We start from the raw sequence: 23674 nt of genomic DNA on the forward strand, positions 1-23674 counted from the left end.
TGTTGGAGAATCCGGGGCTACACTATCGGCGCCGCCCATACACATCACGTCGGTAGCAAAAATGGATCTGCAAGCCTTCAGAGATTCGATTGCGCAATCACAGCCGCCCGCCGGCTTGAGCCCCGCCCTGCAGGCGCTGTGGTGGGATGCAAAGGGCGATTGGGATAAGGCGCACGAGCGCGCGCAGGCGCGCGACGATACGGCGGGTATGCGCGTTCATGCCTACCTCCATCGCAAGGAAGGCGATCAATCGAATGCGGAATATTGGTATCGTCGCTGCGGCGCCGCGCCGTCGACCTTGACGCTTGGTGAGGAATGGCAAGAGTTAGCGCGTGCACTTTTGGGGCAAAGCTGATGCCTTCCGCACGCCAAGTCTGGTTCTGGGGGCCTTCACTCGAACCGCAGCGATGACTTTGATATAGTACCGCGGTCACGATCGAGAGCCTGCTCAGTCCGCCGCTCGCCGGAAATAGGCAGGCGGCATCTCTCTGCCACGGTTGGACATCTTGCTCCTGGCGCTGGTCCAAGATCGCAACGGAAGTTCAATTTCATTTCCTCTGATGCCCGTCATAATTAGGCCGGCGGCGGCATTACCAGCATGTCTCGAGGAGGAGATGAAAATGCGGCTCAATAGGTGTTTCAATTTTGCAGGTAAGGTTTCATCGGTGCTTTCTCCCGCAGCAGGGAGGAAACGGCGTCTGCGTCAGACTATCCTGATATGTGCAGCTGTGGCCGCCGGTTCCGCGACGGTTGGTTTCGGGGCACAAAGCGCCGAAACGGGAGCCTGGATCACCACTTGGGCTGCCACACCTGCTCCGCGCTGGTTGGATGATCTTCCTGCGCCTTTTGGAGTGCCGGAGGTATTGGAGAATCAGACCGTCCGCCAAGTTGCCCGCATCAGCGTTGGCGGCAATACCGTCCGGGTCGTCCTATCGAATGCTTTCGGCGCTAGGCCGCTGACTATCGGGGCCGGCAGCGTCGGAATAGCAGGCAAGAACGGCGACGTCGATCAGGCGACCCTGAAGCCCCTGACCTGGGGCGGCAAGAGTTCTGTGGTCGTTCCGCCGGGAGCCCCGATCCTCAGCGACCCCGTCGACCTGCCGGCAGAAGCGCTTTCCGAAATCTCGGTCAGCATCTTCCTGCCGAAGAAGACGGCGCTCTCGTCGGTGCATTGGGATGGTGTGCAAACCGCCTACATCTCCGGCCCGGGAAATTTCACAAACGACGCGGCGTTCAAGGCTGACAGCACACTCAAATCACGTCTTTTTCTGAGCGATATATGGGTTGACGCCGCGCCGGAATCCCAGGCGATCGTGTTTTTCGGGGATTCCATCACGGATGGGAATTGCTCGACCCCCGACGCCAATAACCGCTGGCCAGACCATATCGCCAAGCGATTGCAGGAGACCGCCCACAAGGTTGCGGTGATTAACGAAGCTTTTTCGGGCAATCGCGTGTTGACCGACGGTATGGGTGTCAATGCGCTGGCGCGTTTCGATTCTGATATCCTGAGCCATCCGAAAGTCTCGACCGTCGTCGTAATGATGGGCATCAACGATATCGGCTGGCCCGGCAAAAATGCAATCACGCCGGACGACAAGGAACCGACCGCCGAAGACATCATCACCGGATACAAACAGCTCACCGACCGCGCGCATGCCCATGGCATACGCATTGTAGGCGCGACGTTGACCCCCTTCGCCGACACCTTCAAAGGGCTTCCCACCGAGGGTTACTACACACCCGAGAAGGAAAAGATACGCGTCGCTGTGAACGAATGGATACGCACCGGTGGCGGCTTCGATGGCGTGATCGACTTCGACAAGGTGATGGAAGACCCGGCCAAACCGGGGTATCTGCGCGACGACTACGACTGCGGCGATAATCTTCATCCCAACGACGCGGGATACAAGGCGATGGCAGACGCGGTCGATCTCGACGTCCTATTGGGTTCAGCTAAATAGGTCACTGCTGACCTTGCCGCGGCGCTCAGGTATCGCGCGGCAAGGTCGGATCCTCCGGGTGTCGAGACGGAGAATTGCAACCCNGTCCTATTGGGTTCAGCTAAATAGGTCACTGCTGACCTTGCCGCGGCGCTCAGGTATCGCGCGGCAAGGTCGGATCCTCCGGGTGTCGAGACGGAGAATTGCAACCCGGTGCTTGGGACTGGGATCCGGATTTCCGACACCGGTCCCACGACGTGTTAAGCTTTTGGTAACCCTCCTAAGTCGAAAGCCAAAAGGTATTGGCTCCTTTTGCCCGCGATAGGTGTTAGGGCTGACATCGGGGCGAGACAAAGGAGAAAAGACCGGGATGGCCACGGTACTGAACGCCAAGGGCGTTCCACTTCCCTACAGCGGGTCCTCCGTAAAGTGGTATTCGGCGACGAGTTCCGGCCCAACACTTTATGGCAGCACGTCCAACGACTCGATGTATGGGGACGGCAGCGTCACCGTCACGATGTATGGCGGCAAGGGCGATGACATTTATTATCTGTATTCCTCGAAAAACAAGGCGGTCGAGCGGCCCGGCGAGGGTGTCGACACCATCTCGACCTGGATGAGCTATAAGCTCCCAGCGAATTTCGAGAACCTGACGGTCACGGGCGACAAACGCTATGCTTTCGGAAACGAGCTGAACAACATCATTGCCGGCGGCTCCGGCCAACAGACGCTCGACGGCTTACAGGGCGATGACGTGCTCAAGGGCGGATCCGGGGGGGACATTTTCATCGTGACCCCCGGCAACGGCAGTGATCTGATCCTGGACTTTGGCGCTCAGGATACCGTCCGTGTCGGGAGCTACGGCTTCACCTCCTTCGAGGAGGTGCGCGCCAACATGGTCCAGTCGGGAGCGAACGTCCGACTCAATCTGTCCGACAACGAGTTTCTCGTCTTCGCCAACAAGACCATCGGCGAGTTTACCGCCAGTCAGTTCAAGATGGCCGTGGACCGGTCGGCTCTGGAACTCACCTTTTCGGACGAGTTCGACACGCTGGACCTGTGGAATGGCTCGAGCGGCACCTGGGACTCGAATTTCTGGTGGGGAGCCGCAAACGGCAGCTCGCTCACGAGCAACAAAGAGCTTCAATGGTATATCGATACCAACTACGCCCCGACGCGTTCCGTCAACCCGTTCAGCGTTGATGACGGTATTCTTACGATTACCGCCGCCAAGGCTCCTGCGGCGATCCGGCCCGAGATAAACAACTACCAATACACGTCAGGTTTGCTGACGACCTACGAATCCTTCGCGCAGACCTACGGCTATTTCGAAATTCGGGCCGACATGCCCGAAAAACAGGGTGTATGGCCGGCCTTCTGGCTTCTCCCGGCGGACGGCTCCTGGCCACCGGAACTGGACGTCGTGGAGATGGTCGGTCAGGATCCAAACAAGCTCATTCTGACAAGCCACTCGAACGAGACGGGGACTCAGACGACAGTGACCTCGACGGCGTATGCCGCGGATACCGAAGGGTTCCACACATATGGCGTGCTGTGGACAGAAGACGAACTCGTTTGGTATTTCGATGACGTCGAAGTTGCTCGTGCCGCAACGCCTGCCGATATGCACGAGCCGATGTATATGCTGGTCGATCTGGCGGTTGGTGGCATCGCGGGAGCGCCTGCCGACGGGCTTGCGACGCCCGCGGAAATGCAGATCGACTACATCCATGCCTATGCGTTGAACGATTGGATTATCTAGGCGTAACTCCTGACGGTGGGCTCTGCACGGACACGTTCGTCATCAGGCCTGATTTCGGGCGCGGTCATTGCCGCCTGAGACTGAACCGGGACTGATGTGAAGGCGATGTCGCATCCCCATCCATCCGAGCCGCCGCGAACGACCCTCGCAGCGGTTCTGGCTTCCTTCCGGCGGGCGTTGGCGGGAATTGCCTTGATGAGCGGCGTCGTCAATGTCTTGGCGCTGACCGGCTCGTTTTTCATGCTGCAGGTCTATGATCGCGTCATACCCGGCCGCAGCGTGCCGACGCTCGTCGGGCTTGCCGTGTTTGCCGGCACACTTTTCGTCTTTCAGGGCGTTCTCGAACTCATCCGGTCGCGTTTGCTGGTGCGCATCGGAATGGCGCTGGATGCGCGCTTGAGCGGACAGGTCTATGCCGCTCTCATGCGTTTGCCGTTGCGCACCAAGCTCGCAGGCGACGGCCTCCAATCGTTGCGTGATCTTGACCAAGTGCGATCGTTTATGTCGAGCGCCGGTCCGACCGCGCTTTTCGACCTGCCCTGGATGCCGCTCTACCTCGCAATTTGCTTCCTGTTCCATTTCTGGATCGGCATGACGGCGCTGGCCGGCGTGGTGATTCTCTTCAGCCTGACATTGCTTGCCGAAATTCGCACGAGAGAGCCCGCCAGAAAGGCAAACAGTCAAGCGGCAGCGCGCAATACGCTTGCCGAAGCGACACGTCGCAATGTCGAGGTTCTGCAGGCCATGGGCTTTGGATCACGCATCGCCGAGCGCTGGTCAGGGATCAATGCTGACTATCTCGACACCAATGCAACGGCGAGTGACCTTGCCGGGACACTCGGAACGATCTCGAAGATCCTGCGCATGATGTTGCAATCGGGTATCTTGGCGATAGGCGCTTATCTGGTCATCCATCAGGAAGCGACCGGAGGCATCATGATCGCCAGTTCGATCATGATGAGCCGGGCGCTCGCACCAATCGAACTGGCTATCGCGCACTGGAGGGGTTTCGTCACCGCCCGCCAGGCCTGGACCCGGTTGACCCAGCTTTTGGTCCTGCTTCCCGAAACTGCGATAAGTGTCTCCCTGCCTGCACCGAGATCTGCTCTTTCGGTCGAAAATATCAGTGTCACACCGCCGGGAGAGCGCCGTTTGGTCGTGCAGGACGCCACCTTTGCATTGGAAAGGGGCGTCGGCCTCGGCATCGTCGGGCCGAGCGCTTCTGGCAAGTCATCGCTCGTGCGCGCTATTGCCGGTATATGGCTCCCGGTTCGTGGGACCGTCAGGCTGGATGGCGCAACGCTCGACCAGTGGTCGCCGGAAGAGCTGGGCAACCATGTCGGCTATCTGCCGCAGGATGTGCAATTGTTCGACGGCACCATTGCCGAGAATATCGCGCGCTTCGAACCACAAGCACCCTCGGACAAGATACTGGCGGCTGCGCGCGCGGCCGGCGTCCATGATCTCGTCATCCACCTGCCGGAAGGTTATGAGACGCGGATCGGCGAGGCCGGGTCGGCACTTTCGGCTGGCCAGAGACAGCGGGTTGCGCTTGCACGGGCTCTCTACGGTGATCCGTTTCTTGTTATTCTCGACGAGCCTAACTCCAACCTCGATGCGGAAGGCGAGGCCGCGTTGACGGAAGCAATTCAAAGGGTCCGCGCTCGAGGCGGCGTTGCCATCGTGGTCGCACACCGGCCGAGCGCGCTGGCAAGCCTGGATCAGGTTCTTGTGATGGCGAACGGCCGCATCCAGGCCTTTGGCCCGAAGAATGAGATCTTGAACAAGATAACTCGCCCACCAGGCGTTCCCTTGAAGGTCGTTTCCGGGCTTGAAGAGACGGCATCCTGATGGCGCAACCCACGATATTCGCGGCGGATCGCACTATTCGACGCTATCTGCTTGGCGGTGTCGCAACCTGCATCCTGCTGGTCGGCGGGGCGGGGAGTTTGGCTGCCGTCACCACGCTCTCCGGAGCCGTTATCGCTTCGGGAAAATTGGTCGTCGATTCCAGCGTCAAGAAAGTCCAGCATCCAACTGGTGGCGTGGTCGGTCAAATCTTCGTCCGGGAAGGCGATGCCGTGCAATCGGGCAAGGTTTTGATCCGCCTCGATGAGACGATCACTCGGGCCAATTTGGCAATCGTTACCAAGAGCTTGGACGAATTCGAAGCGCGACTGGCTCGCCTTGAGGCCGAACGCGACGGCAAAGGAATCATCACCTTTCCAGCTTCGCTTGTGTCACGGCAGGATGCCCCTGAGGTTGGTCGGGCGATGGCCGGCGAGCAATCTCTATTCGAATTTCGCCGACAGGCACGCGCCGGTCAGAAGGCTCAGTTGGAAGAGCGCATTGCGCAGCTTGCCGAAGAAGTTTCCGGCCTGACCGAGCAAAGAGATGCCAAGAGCCAGGAAATCAAGTTGATCGGGTTTGAGCTCGAAGGCATGCGCGGACTTTGGCAACGCAAGCTGGTTTCAATTGATCGCATAACTGCGCTTGAACGCGATGCCGTGCGGCTTAAAGGTGAGCACGGGCAACTGACTGCGGCCATAGCGCAATCGAAGGGTCGTACGTCGGAGATCCGTTTGCAGATCATTCAGATCGACCAGGATTTGCGCAGCGAGGTGGCGACCGAACTGCGTGACGTCCAGGCAAGGATCTCTGAATTCGTCGAGCGCAAGGTCTCGGCTGAAGATCAGCTCAAGCGTATCGATGTTCGCAGTCCGCAGACCGGCGTCGTTCATCAGCTCGGCGTGCACACGGTCGGTGGTGTGATTTCTCCCGGAGAACTCATCATGCTGATAGTCCCGGTGAGCGACGACCTGACTGTCGAGGCGCACGTGGCACCCCAAGATATCGATCAATTGACGCCAGGGCAAAGCGCGACCTTGCGGCTGTCGGCATTCAATCAGCAAACAACACCGGAGCTGAACGGTGCCGTGGGCAAGATTTCCGCCGACCTGAATTTCGATGAGAAAACAGGCGCCGGCTTTTACACCGTGCATGTTGTTTTGCCGCGCACCGAGCTTACCAGGCTCAACGGCCTGACTTTGGCGCCTGGAATGCCCGTCGAGGTGTTCTTTTCCACCGGCAGCCGCACCATGCTGTCCTATCTCGTGAAACCTTTGGCGGACCAAGTCCAACGGGCATTCAGGGAAGAGTAGGCTGCGTCTCTGGGCGAGCCGACGAGCTAAATTCCGGAACAAGGGCGCGATTTTGCCGTTTGGCCTGAAACTGGAAGCGATCCCACATGTCCGAGTTGACGAATGAAGAGATCGAGGGGCGGCTGAATGCCCAGCGGGAGACTTTGTCGCTAGTCGTCGCGCTGCTTGCCGGCCCCGACGCCACTTCCGAGCGAATATGGGCAGAACTGGAGGCCCGTTTTCAATTCCAGAATAATCAGGAAGACCCCGGCGCCTTGCCAAGCAGTGCATTCGCCATTGAGAGCGCGATGATGCGGGAGTTCAAGCTGATCGCCGAAGAAGCGCGGGCACGCAAGGCGGAATGGAACGACACGGACGAGCCACCCATAAGAGGGGCTAGCTGAAATCGCGAGCCCAGCGAGTGCGATGCTGCACCATGGCCAAAGCGCATCGGGCCATCGGGTCTTGTTTAAAACACGAAACGGGCCTGACCTATGGCAAATGACGGCACGACCCTTCCGACGGTTCTTATCACCGGTAGCAGCGGCTTCCTCGGGCAGGCGATTGCGCGAGGCTTGATTGACCGCTACCGCATCATCGGCCTCGACGTAGCAATGCCGAAACATCCCCCCGCCAACATGGAAACGATCGAGATCGATCTCACCTCCGATGAGGGCGTGAGCAGGGCTGTGGAGGCGGCACGAGAGCGCAGCGGCGGTCGCATCGCGTCAGTCATTCATCTTGCTGCCTATTACGACACGACCGGCAAGGACAATCCGAAATATGATGCCGTCACCGTGCAGGGCACGCGCCGGCTCCTGAATGCGCTGACGGCGATCAAGACCGAGCAGTTCGTGTTTTCCAGCACGCTTCTCGTTCATGCGCCAAGTCCGGGGAAGGGCACGAAAATAAATGAAGACTCGCCGCTTGACCCGGCCTGGGCCTACCCCCAATCGAAAGCCGAAACCGAGGCGCTGATCTCGAGGGAGCGCGGCGAAATCAAGACGGTGATCCTGCGGCTCGCCGGCGTCTATGACGAAGACTGCCGGGCGGCCTTCATTGCCCAGCAGATCGCTCGCATATTCGAGCGCTTGCCGACCGCGTATTTGTTCGCCGGCGATATCACCGCCGGCCAGCCCTATCTGCATAAGGACGATCTCGTCGATGCGGTGGTGCGCACCGTCGACCGGCGCGCCGAACTTCCAGTCGAGACCGTGCTTCTGATCGGCGAAGAAGACACACCCTCATACGAGGAGATGCAGAAGCGCATCGGCCGGCTCATCCATGGCGAGGACTGGCGAACCTTGGCGCTGCCGAAGGAGCTGACGAAGCTGGGCGCCTGGTTGCAGACGGAGGTGCTCGATCAGGACACCGACATCAAGCCGTGGATGATCGAGAACTCGGACGATCACTACGAGATCGATATCTCGCGGGCCGAGGCTCTGCTGGGTTGGGCACCACGACACAGCCTGCTGGACACACTGCCGGAGATGATCCGGCGGCTGAAACAGGACCCAACGGATTGGTACGCGGCCAACAAGCTCAATCCGCCCGTTGTCGCGGCTTCGGATCCCGAGATCGAGCAGGCCGAAAGGCGCCTCAAGGGACCGCTCGAACGAAGCAAGGAAGACGTCGAAGTGGCCACAAAACGGCATCGGTTCAGAACGCTCTGGGCGCCGATGACCAACGCTGCGCTCGGACTGTGGCTGGTCACGTCGCCGATGACGGTTGGCCTGTTCGATCCCGTCGCAGCCGCAATACCTCCCGCTCTGGGACATGCTATTGCGGAGCCCGAATTCCGCAACGCCGGTCTCGGTGTTAGCGAAATCGTTTCCGGCCTGCTCGTGACGGTCTTTGCGTTGCTGGGCATGCTCCAACGCTGGCGCTGGGTGCAGTGGATCACGGCGTCGCTCGGTCTTTGGGTGATGCTTGCGCCGTTGCTGTTCTGGACGACCAGCCCTGCCGCCTATGCTATCGACACGCTTGTCGGCATGCTGATCGTCGCCTTTGCGGTGATGATCCCGCCGACCCCAGGCATCAGCCGCCGCGCGCTGGCGGCCGACGACGACCGCCCGCTGGGCTGGACCTATTCGCCATCCACCTTCACGCAGCGGATTCCCATCGTGGCGCTGGCCTTCGTCGGCCTATTCGTTTCGCGTTATCTCGCCGCCTACCAGATGGGCCACATAGATGGGCTATGGGATCCGTTCTTCGGCCCCGGCGGCGCACCGGTGCGCAACGGCAGCGAAGCGGTGGTGACGTCATGGGTCTCGCAAGGTTTTCCAATAGCCGATGCCGGGCTCGGCGCCTTCGCCTATAGCCTCGATATTCTCGCTGGCGCGATCGGCGACCGCCGGCGCTGGCGCACCATGCCGTGGATGGTGCTCCTCTTCGGCTTGCTGATCGTTCCGCTCGGCGTGGTCAGCGTCTCCTTCATCATCATCCAGCCACCGCTGATTGGTGCGCTGTGCACGCTCTGCATCCTCCAGGCCGCCGTCACGGTGGTGCTGATCCCCTACTCGATCGATGAGGTGCTGGCTACCATCCAGTATCTCTGGGGCGCCACGAGGGCGGGCGAGCCGTTCTGGCGTACCTTCTGGATGGGCGGACCAGCGCTGTCGGAGAACCAGACGCCTGACACCGACCTAGACCGTCCAGCTTCCGCGTTGCTGAAGGAATTTGTCACCGGCGGCGTGAACTTCCCGTGGACGCTGGTCGCGAGCACACTGCTCGGCGCCTTGCTGATGACGACGCCGTTGATCTTTGGCACGCAACCGCCGCTCTATTTCAGCGATCACGTCGTCGGCTGTCTCATTGTCATGGTCGCAGTCACGGCCATGGCCGAAATTGTCCGGCCGCTGCGCTTCCTCAATGTAGTGCTTGGTGCATGGATCGCGGTGTCACCCTTCGTGTTTGCCGGCGGTGGAACCATCGCGATCGCGGCGGACGTTGTGATCGGTCTGGCGCTGATCGTGCTCAGCTTGCCGCGCGGCACGCGCAGCGACCAACATTATGGCGGTTGGGATCGAGCGATTGTGTGAGCAATTCGACTTCAGCACCTGGCGATCTGAGCCGATATCGTCACGGGTGCAGTGACCAGGTCCGTCACGACGAGGCTTTGACCCCGAGCTTGCGAGCCTTATCTTCGAAGTCATCTTTGATGTCCTCGATTGTCGGCAGATGCAGGCGCCGCAGCTGAGAGTGCACCTTCTTGGCGGCGTCGGAGCTCAGGTCGCGTTTGAAATTGACGACGACCTGCTGAGCGGAGTCGTAATTGCGATAGCGCTCGATCTCGGCCTTGGTCGCCTGCTGCACGTGCTCCAAGGTTTTGCGATCGGCATCGGATTTTCCACCCGGTTTCGCTCGCATGACCGGATTGAAGGCCTTGCTGATGACGAATTCGGCCAGTTCCTGCTGGGCGTTAGCCATGATCATTTCTCCCTCGAAATTGGCTGTTTGGCCTTAACCCACGCGGAAATTGAAAGTTCCCTCAGGGACGGTTTTGTCGCGGCCGGGCGCTACATTAATCGCAGGCTTGGAAGCGCTTGGTTCAGCCGATATCTGGTGGCTGTTAGTCCGCAGCAGGTTGGATGGAACCAAGCTGCAAATCTGCCGTTGGCCTCATCAACGAAACACGTGCAGAAGGCGAGACGCACTACGCAAGGTTTCGCGCAACCAAAATCGGGGAGCCGGAGTATGACCAACATGCCAGACGAAACAATTGGCGGAGATCGGATAGGCTCAAGCACAGACAATACCGAGCACGCCGATGAGCGCAGTCCCGATGGTCATCAGGGCAGAAAGGACAAGCGACAAGATCAAGCCGCCGAGCGGGACAAAAACCCTCCGCAAGAGGATCCGGCAGAAGGTTCGCGCGACACGGTGGAGCACGAACTGGACAGACAGAAACAATCGGAGGCACCTCGCGGCGAGGTGAAGCGCGCGCGTGACGATCTGCAGCAGCAGGTCGAGGAAGAGATCGAGCTGCCTCAACGAGGCTCTGCCTGACGGCGCCCATCTAGATTTGTTCGCCGAGCAGGATTCTCGCATCCTTGGCCGCGACGATGAACGCCTGGCGCGCGACCCTCGGCGGCTTTTCGCCGCGAATAACGGCAAGGCAGGCTTCGATTGCAGCGAGTCGCGTCTTGGAGGCCGGCGCCGGCCAGTCCCTCAGCAGCACTTCAGCCGCGTCGGAGACCGACAAAACAACCCTGTCGCGATCGATCCGGCCAGGTTGAACAACAATCGGCTTTCTGAAACGTCTCGTACGCACGACACTCTCCAAAGTGGCAATATGTTAGCCGCGTCTGATCTTCTTGGCCACCTCAAATGTTGATTGCTGTCGGACTTGCTGCTGCCCTGTCCATGCGAGGCTTTGCGACCTCACCACGCCGCGCAGTTTGGCGTAATACAAGGTCACCCCGCGAAGGTGATCTCCCAGCCATATTGTCGGCTGGATTTGGCTATCAGTTGCCAGCTTAGGAGCAGACCCGACGCTGTGCTTCAAGGGGGCCAGGCAGTGTTATGAAATCATTGACTGCAATTGGGGGCTGCTTGGCTCTGTTCGTGTCGGCATGTACCTCATCCGATGAACAACAACTGGGTATCTCGAGCCCGCCGGTGAAATTGGCGGAGCCGCGGGTCGTGATCGAGGCCGACCCTGCGCCTCCGTTCACATATTGGGCACCGGAAGGCTCCACGATACGCAACCATCCGCGAAATCCCGCGATTTGGGTCGCGCAAGTCGCCGGCCAGCCGCAGCGATACTATTACGGAGATCAGTGTCAGGCGTCCCGTTACCAGCATCTTCTGGGTCGACCGCTCACTGAAATGCCGGATCCGCCGAAGGAAGCTGTCTGGAGCACCCACTGCTCGACATGCGCCCGCACCTCCGATCTCGGCTGGGCCCGGATGAACATCAGCTACGATGAGGACACTCGGATAATTGTCGAGATTGCCTGCGGGTGACCGACGATCTTTAGCTTGCCCATCGTCGCGTCGCGTTGGGGAAGACAGGCTTAAGCCATGAGCTGCTGGATGATCTATTTCACGGCCGACACACATTTCAGCGATCCCCGCATATTGCGTATCGATCGTCGCCCGTTCGGCTCGCTGGCAGAACACGATCGAACGCTGATCTCGCTCTGGAACGAAACCGTCAGCCCGGACGACGAGATCTGGCATCTCGGCGATTTCGCGAAGGGATCGGCCGAATTCGTTTCATCGCTCCTGTCGTCTCTTCATGGCCGGAAGCACTTGATCATAGGCAACAACGATGGCGCAGCGACTATCGGCGCCGCAGGTTGGGCCAGCACACAACATTATAAGGAGCTGACGATAGACGGCAGGTTGCTGATCCTTTGCCACTATCCTTTTCGCACCTGGAATCAGATCGGCAAGAAATCGATCGATCTGCATGGCCATTCCCACGGCAAATTGACCCCGGTTACACGCCAGTACGACGCCGGCGTCGACAGCTGGGATTTTCGACCGGTCACCCTTTCCGTCATCCTTGCCCGCAGGCGTCGGCGAACGGCCCGCCGCGATATTCAACGCAAGTGATCAAAAACGCGGATCATCCGGCTGTTGCTTACATGTTGGTATTCATTGTCCCCGAGTGAGGAATGCTTCCGGCGGCTAGATTTGCTGCGAACTCCGCATGCAGTTCATCTTCGTGTCCGAGATAACGAGGAGAAAAGTGCATCGGCACAGCATGTTCAACACCCGCAAGCCGGGCGATAGTGCCGGCTTCGGCCGCCGTGAGGTGCCGCTTCGCGGCGGCCAGCCGCCGATCTTCCTGCAGGAAGCCCGCTTCGATAAACAGTTGGTTCGCGCCGTGCGCAAGCGCAACGACAGGCGCGAGATTTGCCTCGTTGAATGCGAGATCGGTCGCATAGACAATCCTCTGTCCGGGACCGGTTCTCAGGGCTCCGGCACCGAGGAGTTCGCCGACCGAGATATGCCGATCCGCGGTCGGGGCGAGTATCGTTTCGGGATCAGCTCCGCGCCGGACCGCACGCTTGGCTTCGTTCAACCAAGCTCCGACAGGCAAACCCAACGCTTCCAGTTGTGGTTTTTGCACATTGACCTGGATCTTTTCCTGAAACGCGAATGCAAGGCACGGAACGCCGTGGTCGAGCATTGCTGCTTCGACACGGAAATCGGGATCATCGAGCAGGATATTTCCCTCAGCTGGGGTTGAGGCCGTATCCTGCCGTGCGAAGCCCGATCGCGCCCGAAAGAGGCGGGAATGACGAAATCCGGCCGGCGTCCAGTCGCAGGCCGCTATCATGAAGTCGTGGGACTGTTCGTCGAGGAGATTCCACGTGTATGCGTTGAGCTTGGCTTGCACGGCCTCGGTCAACCCAGGCGGGCCGAAGAAATGCACTGTTCTATTCCTGTATAGAAATAACCGCAGGAGCCGATCGAAGCCGGCGAAGTGATCCATGTGCATGTGTGATACGAATACGTGGCTGACGCGCAGGATTTCGCGCGGCGAAAGTGGCGACAGATCACCAATGTCGAAGAGCATCGCCCGGTTGCCGAATCGGAAGTCCAGAAGAAGCCCCGCATCCGAGAAGGGATCGTTGACCAGGCGCGGCTGAACCAGCAACGTCACGGAATTCACCCGATACCGTTTTCGAATTTCGCCACTAGGCGCTCACCTTCAGACACGACCTGAACCTGAGGTCTATCCTCTCTAATCGTGCGCTCTGGGTAGCGGTTCCCATGGATATCGTTCGAAATGATGCAGAAGGCGGCGAGCCGGCCAAATCAGACTGAACGTTTTTGCCACCTTCTGCGTTGTCTCGGTTCGGAGCGAGGAGCAGACCGCAACGCGGGCAACCCGCGGTCACAACGAGGTAGCACCAAGAACGAGCGACATGACCGAGCACAAAGGCACTCAGCCGAGCGAGGCAAAGGGGACGGTGATCGCATTCTCAGCGCCGGGCTGCGAGCCCCTCTACGCTCACGAACGGGAAGCCGTGGCTGCCGTTGCCCGCACGATTGCGACCCTCAAGGGATTTGCCTTCCGGCGGGGCCTAGGCAACAGCATCGGCAATGGCGGCGGCTTGTATTTCGTGCCCGACGACAGCTTGCTTGTCACCGATGCGGCACGGCTGGGTATCGGCGGACCGCAAGACCTCTTCGGCGGCGTGGTGCCTTGGCGTTTCGCAATGACCAAGGCCATAACCCATGAACTGGTGGACGGCTTGGCCGAACGACCGAAAGCATGGTCAACCGGCTTCGGCAGAACTGTCAGCGCAGCAGTATTGCCTGGCTACACGGTGTTTTCGCGGCACGATGCGCTGCGGGCGGCCGAACGTCTGCTGAGGCTCGGGGTTGCCCGGCTTAAGCCGCCGCTTTCCTCGCGAGGCCAAGACCAACACATTGTTCTGACGGTTGCTGACGTCGAGAGGCTGCTTGAGCGGTACCGCTCCTCCGACTTGGACGAGTGCGGTCTGGTGCTCGAAGCGGACCTCCGCGACATCGTCACGCTGAGCGTCGGCAGAACGGAAATCGATGAGATCATTGTCGCCTATTACGGCACTCAAAGGACGACCACCGATAATGCGGGACAATCCGTTTATGGCGGATCCGATCTCATTGTAGTGCGCGGCGGATGGGAAGCGCTCGAAGACCTTCAGCTTCCTCGCGCACTGGCTTTGGCAACGGTGCAGGCGAGGGCCTATGACACGGCGATGGCTGACTATCCTGGATTTTTCGCCTCGCGGCGCAACTACGATATCGGCCAGGGCGTCGATTCGTCGGGCATCTGGCGATCCGGTGTGCTCGAAGCCAGCTGGCGCATTGGCGGCGGCAGTACTGCCGAGCTTGCAGCAATAAAGATCATGAAGCAGGACCCGGACATCCAACTCGTCCGTGCGTCCGCAGTTAAGGAGTTCGGCAACAACAGCCGGCCACCGGTGAACGCGGACGTTCACTTTCACGGAGAAGATCCCGATGAGGGCCCCATCACGCGCTATACTGTCATCACGCAAGCGATCCGGGAGCCGGCCAATTGCGCCGGCTCATGAGTGTCAAATTAGATCGCAAAACGCTTAAATCAGGGAACATCCATGGGCGGCTTGAGTTGTTCGGGATAACCCGTGAAGCCAATTCGAAAGGAGGAAAAAGTGATCGAGGTTATTTCTGCTCCTGAGAACGTCGCCGCATTTCGCGTTGCCGGTACCGTGACCGCGCAGGACTACGACAAAGTCATCCCGGCCATCGAGGAGAAGCTGAGCGAACATGAGGAGATCGGCGTCCTGGCGGACCTTACGGATTTGGAGGACATGACGGGCGACGCTTTGCGCCGCGATCTGCAGTACGGCTTGAGCAAACTTGGCGAATTCCACCGCTTCCAGCGTGCCGCAGTGGTGTCCGAAAAACAGTGGATCAAGGCAGCTACGGAGATGACGGGCGCGCTTTTCCCGCAGATCGAGGCGAGGGTGTTCCCGAAGGACGAAAAGGCCCAGGCTCTGGAGTGGGTAGCAGGTGTCCAATAGCAGCATCTAGCTGATCTTCAGACCGCCTTAGGGAGTCGCCATGCCAACCACCTACAACAAGCGGCAGGATTCGGAAGGCCTGTGGGAAGTCTATGACGGCGAGAGCGAGGAAGCCGTCATAGTTGACGGCATGCCGCTTTCCGGGCTGGATGAAGTTGAAGCCAACGAAGCCATTAGAAGGCTCAAGCGGGGCGAACTGACGTCCGACAATATTCCCCCGACGGCTCAGTCCGGGTGGCCTCCGGCTAAAGACGGCATATAATGGGTTCAGGTGTCTTGATCCCTCCGTCGTCTTCGAACAGAGAGCGGACCGATTCAGTGTTGCAAAATCGCGAACCGCGTAAGCCGTTGTCCAGAACCGCACTGGCAGCAATCGCACTTATCTGCGCGCTAATTCTTGCTGCGTTTTTCATAGGCTTTGAATATTCGGCTCCTAATGCAGGCGCGCTCGTTATTCCCGGAGGATCGCAACAATCGCCGTAATGCCCCCATCGCTGTACGTTGCTTGCCGAGTTCGTCGGGCCAGCACGAGCGAGGTTGCAGGGACCACATTTCCAGTGCATTCTCGCCATCGTCCATGACCAAGCAGTATCTCAACCATCAGTTGGAGTGCCCTTATTGCCTGACAATAAGGCTGAGGATTCCGGCCGACGCCGGTCCTGACGACCGGATCTTTTGCGACGACTGTGGCGAGTTCCTGGGAACCTGGGACGATCTGCTTACCGATTTTGAGAGGCAGGGCGGGCAGGATGGGGTATTCCGTCTCGACAAGGGCCGCATCAGGCGGATCGATTGAGCCGCAAGCGAGGCAACCATCGCCTCGGCGGCCTCTGCTCACCAGCGTAACGCTTGCAGCGCCTGACCATGCGACGCGAGTCGCCGGAAAATTTCTGGCGATGCTGAATTGATGTGGAACTTGTTGCTGGCCGGTGGGGTTATCGGACGCCTTCACGTTTAGGAAGGCTAGCTCCAACCCCAGCGGGAGAAGACCATGGCCACTGCGAAGAAATCCACGAAAGCGACAACCAAGGGTCTTGAGGACCTGTTCCTCGACGGGCTCAAAGATCTTTACTATGCCGAAAAGAAGATACTAAGGGCCCTGCCGAAAATGGCGAAAGGTGCTGAGTCGGAAAAGGTGACTGCCGCCTTCGAAAAACATCGCATGGAAACGGAAGGTCACGTCGACCGCCTCGAGGAAGTGTTCGAGAAATTCGGCAAGGCAGCACGCGGCAAGACCTGCCCGGCGATCGACGGCATCATTGAAGAGGGCTCCGAGATCCTCGAAGACTATGAAGGTGCTCCTGCGCTCGACGCCGGACTGGTCGCAGCGGCGCAAGCCGTCGAGCATTACGAGATCGCCCGGTACGGCACTCTGATCGCCTGGGCAGAACAGATGGGAAAGGCCGACGTTGCCGCCCTTCTCAAAGCGACGCTCAAGGAAGAGGTCGCAACGGACGAAGCGCTGACGGGTCTAGGCGAGGGGGGTGTCAACCAACGCGCTCTTCAAGCGGCCGCATAATTGCTTGTGCCACCGGGTTGCGGAGCCCCGGCAGGGATCGCCAGGGCTCCGCTCCGAAGAGGCGGGTATCGGGCTTGCCATCCGGAATTCTTGAACCGGCCTGACTGACCGTCAGTTGCAGGAAAGGCACTGCGCAGTTGTCAGGCGGAGAGAGCAGGATCATGGATCCCGTGTTGTGGATAGCTTTCCTGGGGACTGTAATCTCGATGCAGGCCCCGCCCGGCCCCGACAGCATGCTTGTGACAGCACGCGGAATTGCTCACGGACGAAGTACGGCGTTTTTCACGGTGCTGGGCATGACCGTCGGAGCGGGGCTTGTTCAATTGCCTCTCCTCGCGTTAGGCGTGTCTTCATTGGTTGGGGCGTCGCCCCTCGCATTCAGTCTGCTCCTATGGTCCGGCGCCGCTTACCTGTGTTGGCTCGGAATAAGCCTATTGCTCTCGTCAGCCACGGAAGTTGCCATCGAAGAGCATAGAAATCTTGGTCCGCTAGCGGCTGCACGAGAAGGAATGATCGCCAACCTCATAAATCCCTGGCCAATGATGTTCATGGTTGCGTTCCTGCCGCAATTCGTTGACCCGGCTCGAGGATCGGTGACGCTGCAATTGCTGTTGCTGGGTGGGACACAGAAAATCACAGGTGTATTGGTGCTGGGCGCGTACGCGCTCGCGTCCGGTGCGGTTGGCGAGTGGATCCTGAAGCAGCCAAAGATACGGCTCTGGCAGCAGCGCATCGCCGGCTGTTTTATCATTGGCCTGGGCATTCGCATGGCCGTGAGTGGCGGAGCGACCCGTTAAACTAGCCGACCCCTCGGCTATCGTATCCCTCTTGCCTTCACAGTCGCTAACCAAAAGGCGGGCGATTGCCCGCCTTCCCATGGTTCAGTTCTTCGACTCGCCGCCGAGCTTTTTGACATTGCTGCAGAATTCAGGGTGGGTGTTGGCGGCGTTGGGGTTTGCCATCTCCTCATCGCAGACTTTTGTCATTGCCATGCGGTCCTCGTCCGTCAGCGCTTTCCACGCCGTCGTGAACGCGTCGTCCGACCGCAGAGTCTTCATGCTGGAGTCCGTGTAGAACGGCTCCATCTTTGCAGGGTCATCCAAGGCAGACGTGCCTGTGTCGGCGCCTGCCGCGAGAGAAACGCCGCTTACCAAAGAAAGCGCCATCGCGCCTAAACAGATCATCTTGTAGTTCATGGCAAGACCCTTTCCGTTGTTTAAAGGTCGCTAATGCAACCGCCTGCTGGCAAACGGCGTGTTTCAGAAAAGGTTCCTATCCCACCTGCTGGCAGGCCGCCCGATCGGCGCTTTCTACAATCAGCGAGGCGTCCTGTGCATCCGGCTCTGCCCGCCACCATTAATGCGGCATGCCTGCCAACGGAACAAAGCGCCTGCTTGACTGTTCGATTCCAAACACGAGAGCCGTCCGATGATCGCCTGCTGCAGCTTGTTGCCATAGAGGATGATTAATCCGATGGATGTCTCCATTGGCCTCCACGTCACGCCAGCGGCAGTGCGTGCCCAATGAGCGAACTGGCTCGCAAGGACCCCGGCCGAAAAAAGCCGCGACGGGAGGGTAGCGGCATCGGCCGGGCCCTTGGGCTCGGGCTGATCACCGGCGCGGCCGACGACGACTGCTCGGCCATCGGAACCTACGCCAGCGCCGGGGCCAGGTTCGGTCCCGACCTGCTCTGGACCGCGCCACTTACCCTGCCGATGATGTACACTGTCGTGTATCTCTCATCGAAGCTGGGCCAGGTCTCCGGACGCGGGCTCTTCCAGGTCATTTCCGACTTTTACCCGCGATGGCTCTTGTGGTCGGTGTTGGTGGGCGTGCTGATCGGCAACACCATCGAGGCTGCCGCGGATCTCGGGGCGATGTCTGCGGCTCTCAATCTGTTCGTCCCGCTGCCGGTTCCGTTGATCGTGGTTGGCGTCGCCGCCATTATTTTCGCTCTGCAGGTTTTCGGCTCCTACAAACTGATCCGAAACGCCTTCCGGTGGCTGGCGCTGACGCTGCTTGCCTATGTGGTTTCCGCCGTCCTCGCGAAACCGGACGCATTGTCTGTTCTGTACGGCACTCTGATCCCAAAAATCGAGTTCAGCCGTGAGTACCTGTCCATCCTCGTTGCCATCATCGGCACGACGCTCTCGGCATATCTCTATACCTGGCAGTCCAACCAGGAGGTCGAGGAAGAGATTGCAGAGGGCAGGACGACTCTCAAAGAGCGGAAGGGAGCGACGGAAGGCGAACTTCGCCGGTCTCGCCGCGACATCTTGATCGGTATGACGTTTTCCAATTTGATCATGTATTTCATCATTCTTTCGACGGGATCAACCCTCTATGAGGCAGGTCAGACCCAGATTGAGACAGCCGCCCAGGCAGCCGAAGCGCTGCGGCCGCTTGCCGGTGATGCGGCAGGAATTGTCTTCGCAGCCGGCGTGATCGGCGTCGGCTTTCTGGCCGTTCCAGTCATGACGACCGGCGCCGCCTTTGATCTTGCGCAGGCGATGGGTTGGAAGCACGGCATGAACGACAAACCTCGCCAGGCTCCCAAATTCTACATCGCGACCGGAGTGATCACACTGTTGGCGGTGGGGCTCAATTTCATCGGCTTCAACCCGATGAAAGCCCTGGTCTGGTCCGGTATTGTGCAGGGTTTTTCTACTCCGCCTCTGCTGCTGCTGATCCTCATCATGACCAACAACCGCAAGATCATGGGCGACAAGGTGAACAGCCCCAGCACAAACGTCCTTGGCGGCGTGACGACATTGGCGACCTTTGCTGCGTCAGTCGGGCTAGTGGCGACCTGGTTCATCTAGCGATACGCCGGCATCGCGCGATCTGTTGAAGAAGCGCTCGACCAAGTTTCGCAATCAGCAAACCCAACGGCTGAAGCAGATCGGCTGGGCGCAGCGGAACTCGCGCTGCTCTCGCCCGTTAGCTTTTTTCGGTCGACATCCTTCGCACAGGAGCCCGCCATGCTTATCGAGCACCAGAGCAAGCGGCCGAACATCGATCCAACCGCCTATGTGGCTCCGACAGCGGTGATCTGCGGAGACGTGGCGATCGGTCCACACACGCACGTCTTGTTCGGGGCGGTGATCGAGGCGCATGGCGCGCCGGTACGGATCGGCGCCCAGTGCGTCGTCCGCGAGAACCTCAACATCCGCAGCACGAGTCGGAACGCCGTCGAGATCGGCGATAATGTCCTGATCGGGCCGCTCTGTTCACTCAAGGGCTGTATCGTCGCGGACGAGTGCTTCCTGGCAACGGGCGTCAAAATCTATCAGGGCGCGGTCATTGGGCGACGCACAGAGGTTCGCATCGACGGCGTGGTCCACGTGCGCAGCGTCCTGCCGCCGAACTCGCTCGTCCCGATCAAATGGGTGGCGGTCGGCGATCCCGCTGAGATGTTCCCGCCCGACAAGCACGAGAAGATCGACGCCGTCCTCGCCAAGATGAACTTTGCCGAAGAGGTCTACGGGCTGCAGCGACAGTCCGGCATCGGCGTCGACATGGACATGAAGAAGGTCACCCAGCGCGAGGCGAGCGGGCTCGCCGATCATCGCGACGACCGGGAGCTATAGCCAGGAGCAAGGATCACGACGGAGCTTCCGCCGTTCCTTCACCTCGGCTCCGCCGCCCTGCCAGCAACGGCAACAGCCCGGCCAGCGCCGACCCAGACGATCGGAAGAAGGAGTCCGAGTATGCGCCGGGCTTGGATCGCAATAGGCCCCGGCGATAGCCTTCTGGTCGCATCCAACCCGGAAAAACGAGGCGGCTGCGGTCGCTTACCCCCAGCAGCCCTGGTTTTCTGAACGAGAGCGATGCATCCGGCCGGATGAATGGAACATCTGCCGACAATTGCCGTTGATATGCTCATCAGGCGAAAGGGGCGCACATGTCAAAACTTCAGGCGGCAACTCCAGAGGATTTGCAACGGCTCAAGCTCGAAGCGTCGGCTTACTTTGGCCCGAAAATGCTCAAAGAATCACTATTGCGACTTTGCCAGGTGTGCGGAAGCGATAGCCTTGAGCGGTTCGAGAAAAACATGGTCGATCAGATCGAGGCAATGCAAGATGATGATAGGGCCAACTTCGAAACACTGAAGGAATTTGCCATCGAACAGCTTTACGCCTGCGTTCGAGAGGTCAAGTCTTCACCTGACATGAAACAGCCGCTGGAGGAGACAGAAACCCGAAGGACACCTGGTCGGTCGCAAAAGCCGGAAACCTTGGAAGACCAGTTGCAGGCCGGCCTTGAGGATTCCTTCCCCGCGAGCGACCCGCCTGCCGTGGTGTCCACAGCGATTCCCGGCGGGTCGAAAAAGCTGGTCGGGACCGACGAAGTCCTGAAAAAGCAGCGAGAGGAGGCGGCTAAGAATAGCGACCGGTCATAGACGGCCCGGTCAGAGCGAAGGGATGCTTCCGCCCGCTTGATTCTACGGCTCCAGTCAACCATGCGAACAGACGGCCAGCATGCACCGGCGTCAGAGCTTGACGGCCGCCTCCCGCGCCCACAGCCGCAACTTCCGGCAGGCTTGGACGAACTTCTCAGCCGTCTTGTTTGATTCCAGCCTTATCAGCCCTTCATCCGCATCCGCATCGACGCCTGCCTTGGCCAGCAGCGCCTCGGCTCCCGACGTGAAACCGATGAATTTGCAATGAGCGAACGCATCGGAAACGAAGTCCTTTGCGGCGGCTTCCTTGGCCAGCAGTTCGGCGCCCGGCTCCGAGAGCATAAGCACGACCGCGTCGAACAGGACCGACGGACCGCCGTCGATCATGTGTCTCGCTTCGATCTGCGTGCCATCGGCCGCATCTACGCCGCCGACCTTTGCGGCGACGACCTCCATCACCGCGCCTTCCTTTTCGACCGCGGTTCGGAGTTGCTCGAACAGCGCAGCATCCACGCCGTCGCTGACCAGCACCCCGACCTTACGGCCTCCGAAGCTCTCCGGCCCGTTATTGATGATGCTGAGCGCCGGCGAGGGCTCCAGGTCGTCTCGCGGCGGCACCGCAGCGTCCGCCGGACTTGGCATCTTTCGAATGCCAAGCTTGTCGGCAACGGTGGCCGCCAGCGCCTCGTCGATGTTCAGCAGATGGGAAACCATTCGCTCGCGGATTGCCGGTGTCTGGACCTTGCTCAATTCGAATGTCAAAGCCATGACGATGTGGCGTTGTTCCGGAGGCGTCTGGCTGTTGAAGAACAGCCGCGCCTGGCTGTAGTGGTCGGCGAAGCTTTCCGCCCGCAGCCGCACTTTCTGGCCCTGCTCGGCATCGGCAAAGGAACGGTAGCCGCGCTGGGGATCCTCGCGCGGACCCATGCCCCACGAATTTGGCTCATAATTTGCACGGCCTACCGGATTGCGCATAGCCATGTGTCCGTCCTGCTGAAAATGAGCAAACGGGCACTTCGGTGCGTTGATTGGAAGGTGGGTAAAATTCGGGCTGCCGAGCCGCTTCAGCTGGGTGTCGAGATAGGAAAAGTTGCGTCCCTGCAGCAGCGGGTCATTGGAAAAATCAATGCCGGGCGGCACGTTTTGCGTCATGAACGCCACTTGTTCGGTCTCGGCGAAGAAATTGTCGGGCATACGATCCAGGACCAATCGTCCCACCGGGATCGGCTTGAGGATTTCTTCGGGAATGATCTTCGTGGCGTCGAGGACATCGAAATCGAAGCTGTCCGCAAAGTCCTGATCGAAGAGCTGCACGGTAAGTTCCCATTCCGGGAAGTTGCCGGACTGGATCGCCTCCCACAGGTCGCGGCGATGAAAATCCGGATCGGCACCATTGATCTTGACTGCCTCGTTCCATACCACCGACTGCATGCCGAGCTTTGGTTTCCAGATGAATTTGACGAAGGTGGATTCGTCGTCGGCGCTGACGAAGCGGAAGGTGTGGACGCCGAAGCCCTGCATGAAGCGGAAGGAGCGCGGGATCGCACGATCCGACATGATCCACATGATCATGTGCATCGATTCCGGCATCAGGCTGATGAAATCCCAGAAATTGTCATGCGCGGTCTGGGCCTGCGGGAAGTCGCGGTCCGGTTCCTGCTTGGCGGCATGGATCAGATCGGGAAACTTGATCGCGTCCTGGATGAAGAAAACCGGGATGTTGTTGCCGACCAGATCCCAATTGCCTTCCTTGGTGTAAAGCTTGACGGCGAAACCGCGCACGTCGCGGGCCAGGTCGAACGAGCCCTTGTTGCCGGCGACTGTCGAGAAGCGCACGAAAACCGGCGTCTTTTCGCCAGCACGCTGGAAAATGTCGGCGCGCGTGTATTTGGCTAGCGATTCATAGGTTTCGAAATAGCCGTGTGCGCCGTAGCCGCGAGCATGAACGACCCGTTCGGGAATCCGCTCGTGATCGAAATGGAAAATCTTGTCACGAAAGTGGGAATCCTCGATCAGCGACGGGCCACGCTCGCCGATCTTCAGAGTGTTCTGATCGTCAGAGACAGGCGTACCGAGCGCAGTGGTGAGGACAGGCGTCTCGCCTTCCGCCAGTTGGTGAAGCTCACCGCCGTTTCCCCGCTCGACATTCTGGTTGCGACCGCTTGCGGGCCGTCTTTCTGAACGCTGCCGGGACTGCGCCATGATATTGCTCCTCGATGAATGAAGGCCGGAACCACCGGCTCAGGGCGTCGAACTTCCGGCACGCCGCTTTGTTCCAGCAAAAGGACTGGCGCCTTTGCTTGCGGAACAATGGCGAATTGACGTCGCTGTCTGTCAATGGAGCGAACCCCTGGCCGTGTTCCGGGCGGGCGGCACTCACCCGCAACAGGAGTTCAGC

23 protein-coding genes are annotated in these 23674 nt (G+C 59.6%); 18 read left to right on the plus strand and 5 right to left on the minus strand.

Annotated elements, in window-relative coordinates; translation table 11 throughout:
- The first annotated feature begins 61 nt into the window (after positions 1-61).
- The 7 genes from CIT25_RS20705 to CIT25_RS20735 all read left to right on the plus strand — a co-directional run bounded on the left by CIT25_RS20705 (position 62) and on the right by CIT25_RS20735 (position 9886).
- Complete coding sequence (locus CIT25_RS20705; RefSeq protein ID WP_095486368.1) at positions 62-355, plus strand: hypothetical protein; 294 nt, start codon at positions 62-64, stop codon at positions 353-355.
- Between the two features lie 265 nt (positions 356-620).
- Positions 621-1964 carry an SGNH/GDSL hydrolase family protein gene (locus CIT25_RS20710; protein ID WP_095486596.1) on the plus strand — a complete coding sequence of 448 codons (1344 nt, stop codon included), beginning with the start codon at positions 621-623 and terminating at the stop codon, positions 1962-1964.
- Between the two features lie 349 nt (positions 1965-2313).
- A complete protein-coding gene (eglC, locus tag CIT25_RS20715) occupies positions 2314-3705 on the plus strand; it encodes an endo-1,3-1,4-beta-glycanase EglC (protein ID WP_095486369.1) in 1392 nt (463 codons plus the stop codon).
- A 105-nt stretch (positions 3706-3810) separates the two neighbouring features.
- Positions 3811-5556, plus strand: a complete 1746-nt coding sequence (locus CIT25_RS20720) for a type I secretion system permease/ATPase (RefSeq protein ID WP_095486597.1) — start codon at positions 3811-3813, stop codon at positions 5554-5556.
- Complete coding sequence (locus CIT25_RS20725; protein WP_095486370.1) at positions 5556-6866, plus strand: HlyD family type I secretion periplasmic adaptor subunit; 1311 nt, start codon at positions 5556-5558, stop codon at positions 6864-6866. Before CIT25_RS20720 ends, CIT25_RS20725 begins: the two co-directional genes overlap by 1 nt.
- 86 nt (positions 6867-6952) lie before the next feature.
- Positions 6953-7249, plus strand: coding sequence for a hypothetical protein (locus CIT25_RS20730; protein WP_206072971.1), 297 nt, complete (start codon positions 6953-6955; stop codon positions 7247-7249).
- Between the two features lie 90 nt (positions 7250-7339).
- Positions 7340-9886, plus strand: a complete 2547-nt coding sequence (locus CIT25_RS20735) for an NAD-dependent epimerase/dehydratase family protein (protein ID WP_095486371.1) — start codon at positions 7340-7342, stop codon at positions 9884-9886.
- 64 nt (positions 9887-9950) lie between these two features.
- On the opposite strand, the gene CIT25_RS20740 is transcribed toward CIT25_RS20735, so the two are convergent.
- The gene (locus CIT25_RS20740; RefSeq protein WP_095486598.1) at positions 9951-10274 is read right to left on the minus strand and encodes a hypothetical protein; all 324 of its coding nucleotides are present in this window, start codon (positions 10272-10274) and stop codon (positions 9951-9953) included.
- A 267-nt stretch (positions 10275-10541) separates the two neighbouring features.
- Between CIT25_RS20740 and CIT25_RS36380 the strand changes: the two genes are divergently transcribed.
- Positions 10542-10853 carry a hypothetical protein gene (locus tag CIT25_RS36380; protein WP_158302613.1) on the plus strand — a complete coding sequence of 104 codons (312 nt, stop codon included), beginning with the start codon at positions 10542-10544 and terminating at the stop codon, positions 10851-10853.
- 10 nt (positions 10854-10863) lie between these two features.
- On the opposite strand, the gene CIT25_RS20750 is transcribed toward CIT25_RS36380, so the two are convergent.
- On the minus strand, positions 10864-11118 hold the full coding sequence (locus tag CIT25_RS20750) for a DUF982 domain-containing protein (protein WP_095486599.1): 255 nt from the start codon (positions 11116-11118) through the stop codon (positions 10864-10866).
- A gap of 764 nt (positions 11119-11882) precedes the next feature.
- On the opposite strand from CIT25_RS20750, the gene CIT25_RS20760 reads away from it, so the two are divergent.
- Positions 11883-12407, plus strand: a complete 525-nt coding sequence (locus tag CIT25_RS20760) for a metallophosphoesterase family protein (protein ID WP_095486600.1) — start codon at positions 11883-11885, stop codon at positions 12405-12407.
- 28 nt (positions 12408-12435) lie between these two features.
- Here CIT25_RS20760 and CIT25_RS20765 read toward each other — a convergent pair whose 3' ends face one another.
- Positions 12436-13464: a ribonuclease Z gene (locus tag CIT25_RS20765; RefSeq protein ID WP_206072972.1), complete on the minus strand. Its 1029-nt coding sequence runs from the start codon at positions 13462-13464 to the stop codon at positions 12436-12438.
- A 265-nt stretch (positions 13465-13729) separates the two neighbouring features.
- Here CIT25_RS20765 and CIT25_RS20770 point away from each other — a divergent pair, with 265 nt between their 5' ends.
- The 6 genes from CIT25_RS20770 (at position 13730) to CIT25_RS20795 (ending at position 17671) form a co-directional block, all read left to right on the plus strand.
- Positions 13730-14884: a DUF3182 family protein gene (locus CIT25_RS20770; RefSeq protein WP_095486375.1), complete on the plus strand. Its 1155-nt coding sequence runs from the start codon at positions 13730-13732 to the stop codon at positions 14882-14884.
- Positions 14885-14983: 99 nt separating this feature from the next.
- On the plus strand, positions 14984-15355 hold the full coding sequence (locus CIT25_RS20775; protein ID WP_158302615.1) for a SpoIIAA family protein: 372 nt from the start codon (positions 14984-14986) through the stop codon (positions 15353-15355).
- A 40-nt stretch (positions 15356-15395) separates the two neighbouring features.
- Positions 15396-15617 carry a hypothetical protein gene (locus tag CIT25_RS20780; RefSeq protein WP_095486377.1) on the plus strand — a complete coding sequence of 74 codons (222 nt, stop codon included), beginning with the start codon at positions 15396-15398 and terminating at the stop codon, positions 15615-15617.
- Positions 15618-15932: 315 nt separating this feature from the next.
- Positions 15933-16151: a hypothetical protein gene (locus CIT25_RS20785; RefSeq protein ID WP_095486378.1), complete on the plus strand. Its 219-nt coding sequence runs from the start codon at positions 15933-15935 to the stop codon at positions 16149-16151.
- Between the two features lie 195 nt (positions 16152-16346).
- Positions 16347-16874, plus strand: a complete 528-nt coding sequence (locus CIT25_RS20790; protein ID WP_095486379.1) for a YciE/YciF ferroxidase family protein — start codon at positions 16347-16349, stop codon at positions 16872-16874.
- A gap of 206 nt (positions 16875-17080) precedes the next feature.
- A complete protein-coding gene (locus CIT25_RS20795; protein ID WP_095486601.1) occupies positions 17081-17671 on the plus strand; it encodes a LysE family translocator in 591 nt (196 codons plus the stop codon).
- An 84-nt stretch (positions 17672-17755) separates the two neighbouring features.
- Here CIT25_RS20795 and CIT25_RS20800 read toward each other — a convergent pair whose 3' ends face one another.
- Positions 17756-18070 carry a hypothetical protein gene (locus tag CIT25_RS20800; protein ID WP_095486380.1) on the minus strand — a complete coding sequence of 105 codons (315 nt, stop codon included), beginning with the start codon at positions 18068-18070 and terminating at the stop codon, positions 17756-17758.
- A 327-nt stretch (positions 18071-18397) separates the two neighbouring features.
- On the opposite strand from CIT25_RS20800, the gene CIT25_RS20805 reads away from it, so the two are divergent.
- The 3 genes from CIT25_RS20805 to CIT25_RS20815 all read left to right on the plus strand — a co-directional run bounded on the left by CIT25_RS20805 (position 18398) and on the right by CIT25_RS20815 (position 21276).
- Positions 18398-19696 (plus strand): Nramp family divalent metal transporter, encoded by a 1299-nt coding sequence (locus CIT25_RS20805; RefSeq protein ID WP_095486381.1) that lies wholly within the window; start codon positions 18398-18400, stop codon positions 19694-19696.
- 159 nt (positions 19697-19855) lie between these two features.
- Positions 19856-20464, plus strand: coding sequence for a gamma carbonic anhydrase family protein (locus CIT25_RS20810; RefSeq protein WP_095486382.1), 609 nt, complete (start codon positions 19856-19858; stop codon positions 20462-20464).
- Between the two features lie 314 nt (positions 20465-20778).
- Positions 20779-21276, plus strand: a complete 498-nt coding sequence (locus CIT25_RS20815; RefSeq protein ID WP_095486383.1) for a hypothetical protein — start codon at positions 20779-20781, stop codon at positions 21274-21276.
- A gap of 90 nt (positions 21277-21366) precedes the next feature.
- Here the strand turns inward: CIT25_RS20815 and katE are convergent, their stop codons facing one another.
- Positions 21367-23478, minus strand: a complete 2112-nt coding sequence (gene katE, locus CIT25_RS20820; RefSeq protein WP_095486384.1) for a catalase — start codon at positions 23476-23478, stop codon at positions 21367-21369.
- Positions 23479-23674: the final 196 nt, after the last annotated feature.

Source organism: Mesorhizobium mediterraneum (assembly GCF_002284565.1).
Lineage (GTDB): Bacteria > Pseudomonadota > Alphaproteobacteria > Rhizobiales > Rhizobiaceae > Mesorhizobium > Mesorhizobium mediterraneum.

What these genes read in the sequence shown, in the direction of transcription:
- CIT25_RS20705 (WP_095486368.1), top strand. Translation starts at nt 62, where the DNA reads ATGGATCTGCAAGCCTTCAGAGATTCGATTGCGCAATCACAGCCGCCC.
- CIT25_RS20710 (WP_095486596.1), top strand. Translation starts at nt 621, where the DNA reads ATGCGGCTCAATAGGTGTTTCAATTTTGCAGGTAAGGTTTCATCGGTG.
- eglC (WP_095486369.1), top strand. Translation starts at nt 2,314, where the DNA reads ATGGCCACGGTACTGAACGCCAAGGGCGTTCCACTTCCCTACAGCGGG.
- CIT25_RS20720 (WP_095486597.1), top strand. Translation starts at nt 3,811, where the DNA reads ATGTCGCATCCCCATCCATCCGAGCCGCCGCGAACGACCCTCGCAGCG.
- CIT25_RS20725 (WP_095486370.1), top strand. Translation starts at nt 5,556, where the DNA reads ATGGCGCAACCCACGATATTCGCGGCGGATCGCACTATTCGACGCTAT.
- CIT25_RS20730 (WP_206072971.1), top strand. Translation starts at nt 6,953, where the DNA reads ATGTCCGAGTTGACGAATGAAGAGATCGAGGGGCGGCTGAATGCCCAG.
- CIT25_RS20735 (WP_095486371.1), top strand. Translation starts at nt 7,340, where the DNA reads ATGGCAAATGACGGCACGACCCTTCCGACGGTTCTTATCACCGGTAGC.
- CIT25_RS20740 (WP_095486598.1), bottom strand. Translation starts at nt 10,274, where the DNA reads ATGGCTAACGCCCAGCAGGAACTGGCCGAATTCGTCATCAGCAAGGCC.
- CIT25_RS36380 (WP_158302613.1), top strand. Translation starts at nt 10,542, where the DNA reads ATGACCAACATGCCAGACGAAACAATTGGCGGAGATCGGATAGGCTCA.
- CIT25_RS20760 (WP_095486600.1), top strand. Translation starts at nt 11,883, where the DNA reads ATGATCTATTTCACGGCCGACACACATTTCAGCGATCCCCGCATATTG.
- CIT25_RS20770 (WP_095486375.1), top strand. Translation starts at nt 13,730, where the DNA reads ATGACCGAGCACAAAGGCACTCAGCCGAGCGAGGCAAAGGGGACGGTG.
- CIT25_RS20780 (WP_095486377.1), top strand. Translation starts at nt 15,396, where the DNA reads ATGCCAACCACCTACAACAAGCGGCAGGATTCGGAAGGCCTGTGGGAA.
- CIT25_RS20785 (WP_095486378.1), top strand. Translation starts at nt 15,933, where the DNA reads ATGACCAAGCAGTATCTCAACCATCAGTTGGAGTGCCCTTATTGCCTG.
- CIT25_RS20790 (WP_095486379.1), top strand. Translation starts at nt 16,347, where the DNA reads ATGGCCACTGCGAAGAAATCCACGAAAGCGACAACCAAGGGTCTTGAG.
- CIT25_RS20795 (WP_095486601.1), top strand. Translation starts at nt 17,081, where the DNA reads ATGCAGGCCCCGCCCGGCCCCGACAGCATGCTTGTGACAGCACGCGGA.
- CIT25_RS20800 (WP_095486380.1), bottom strand. Translation starts at nt 18,070, where the DNA reads ATGAACTACAAGATGATCTGTTTAGGCGCGATGGCGCTTTCTTTGGTA.
- CIT25_RS20805 (WP_095486381.1), top strand. Translation starts at nt 18,398, where the DNA reads ATGAGCGAACTGGCTCGCAAGGACCCCGGCCGAAAAAAGCCGCGACGG.
- CIT25_RS20810 (WP_095486382.1), top strand. Translation starts at nt 19,856, where the DNA reads ATGCTTATCGAGCACCAGAGCAAGCGGCCGAACATCGATCCAACCGCC.
- CIT25_RS20815 (WP_095486383.1), top strand. Translation starts at nt 20,779, where the DNA reads ATGTCAAAACTTCAGGCGGCAACTCCAGAGGATTTGCAACGGCTCAAG.
- katE (WP_095486384.1), bottom strand. Translation starts at nt 23,478, where the DNA reads ATGGCGCAGTCCCGGCAGCGTTCAGAAAGACGGCCCGCAAGCGGTCGC.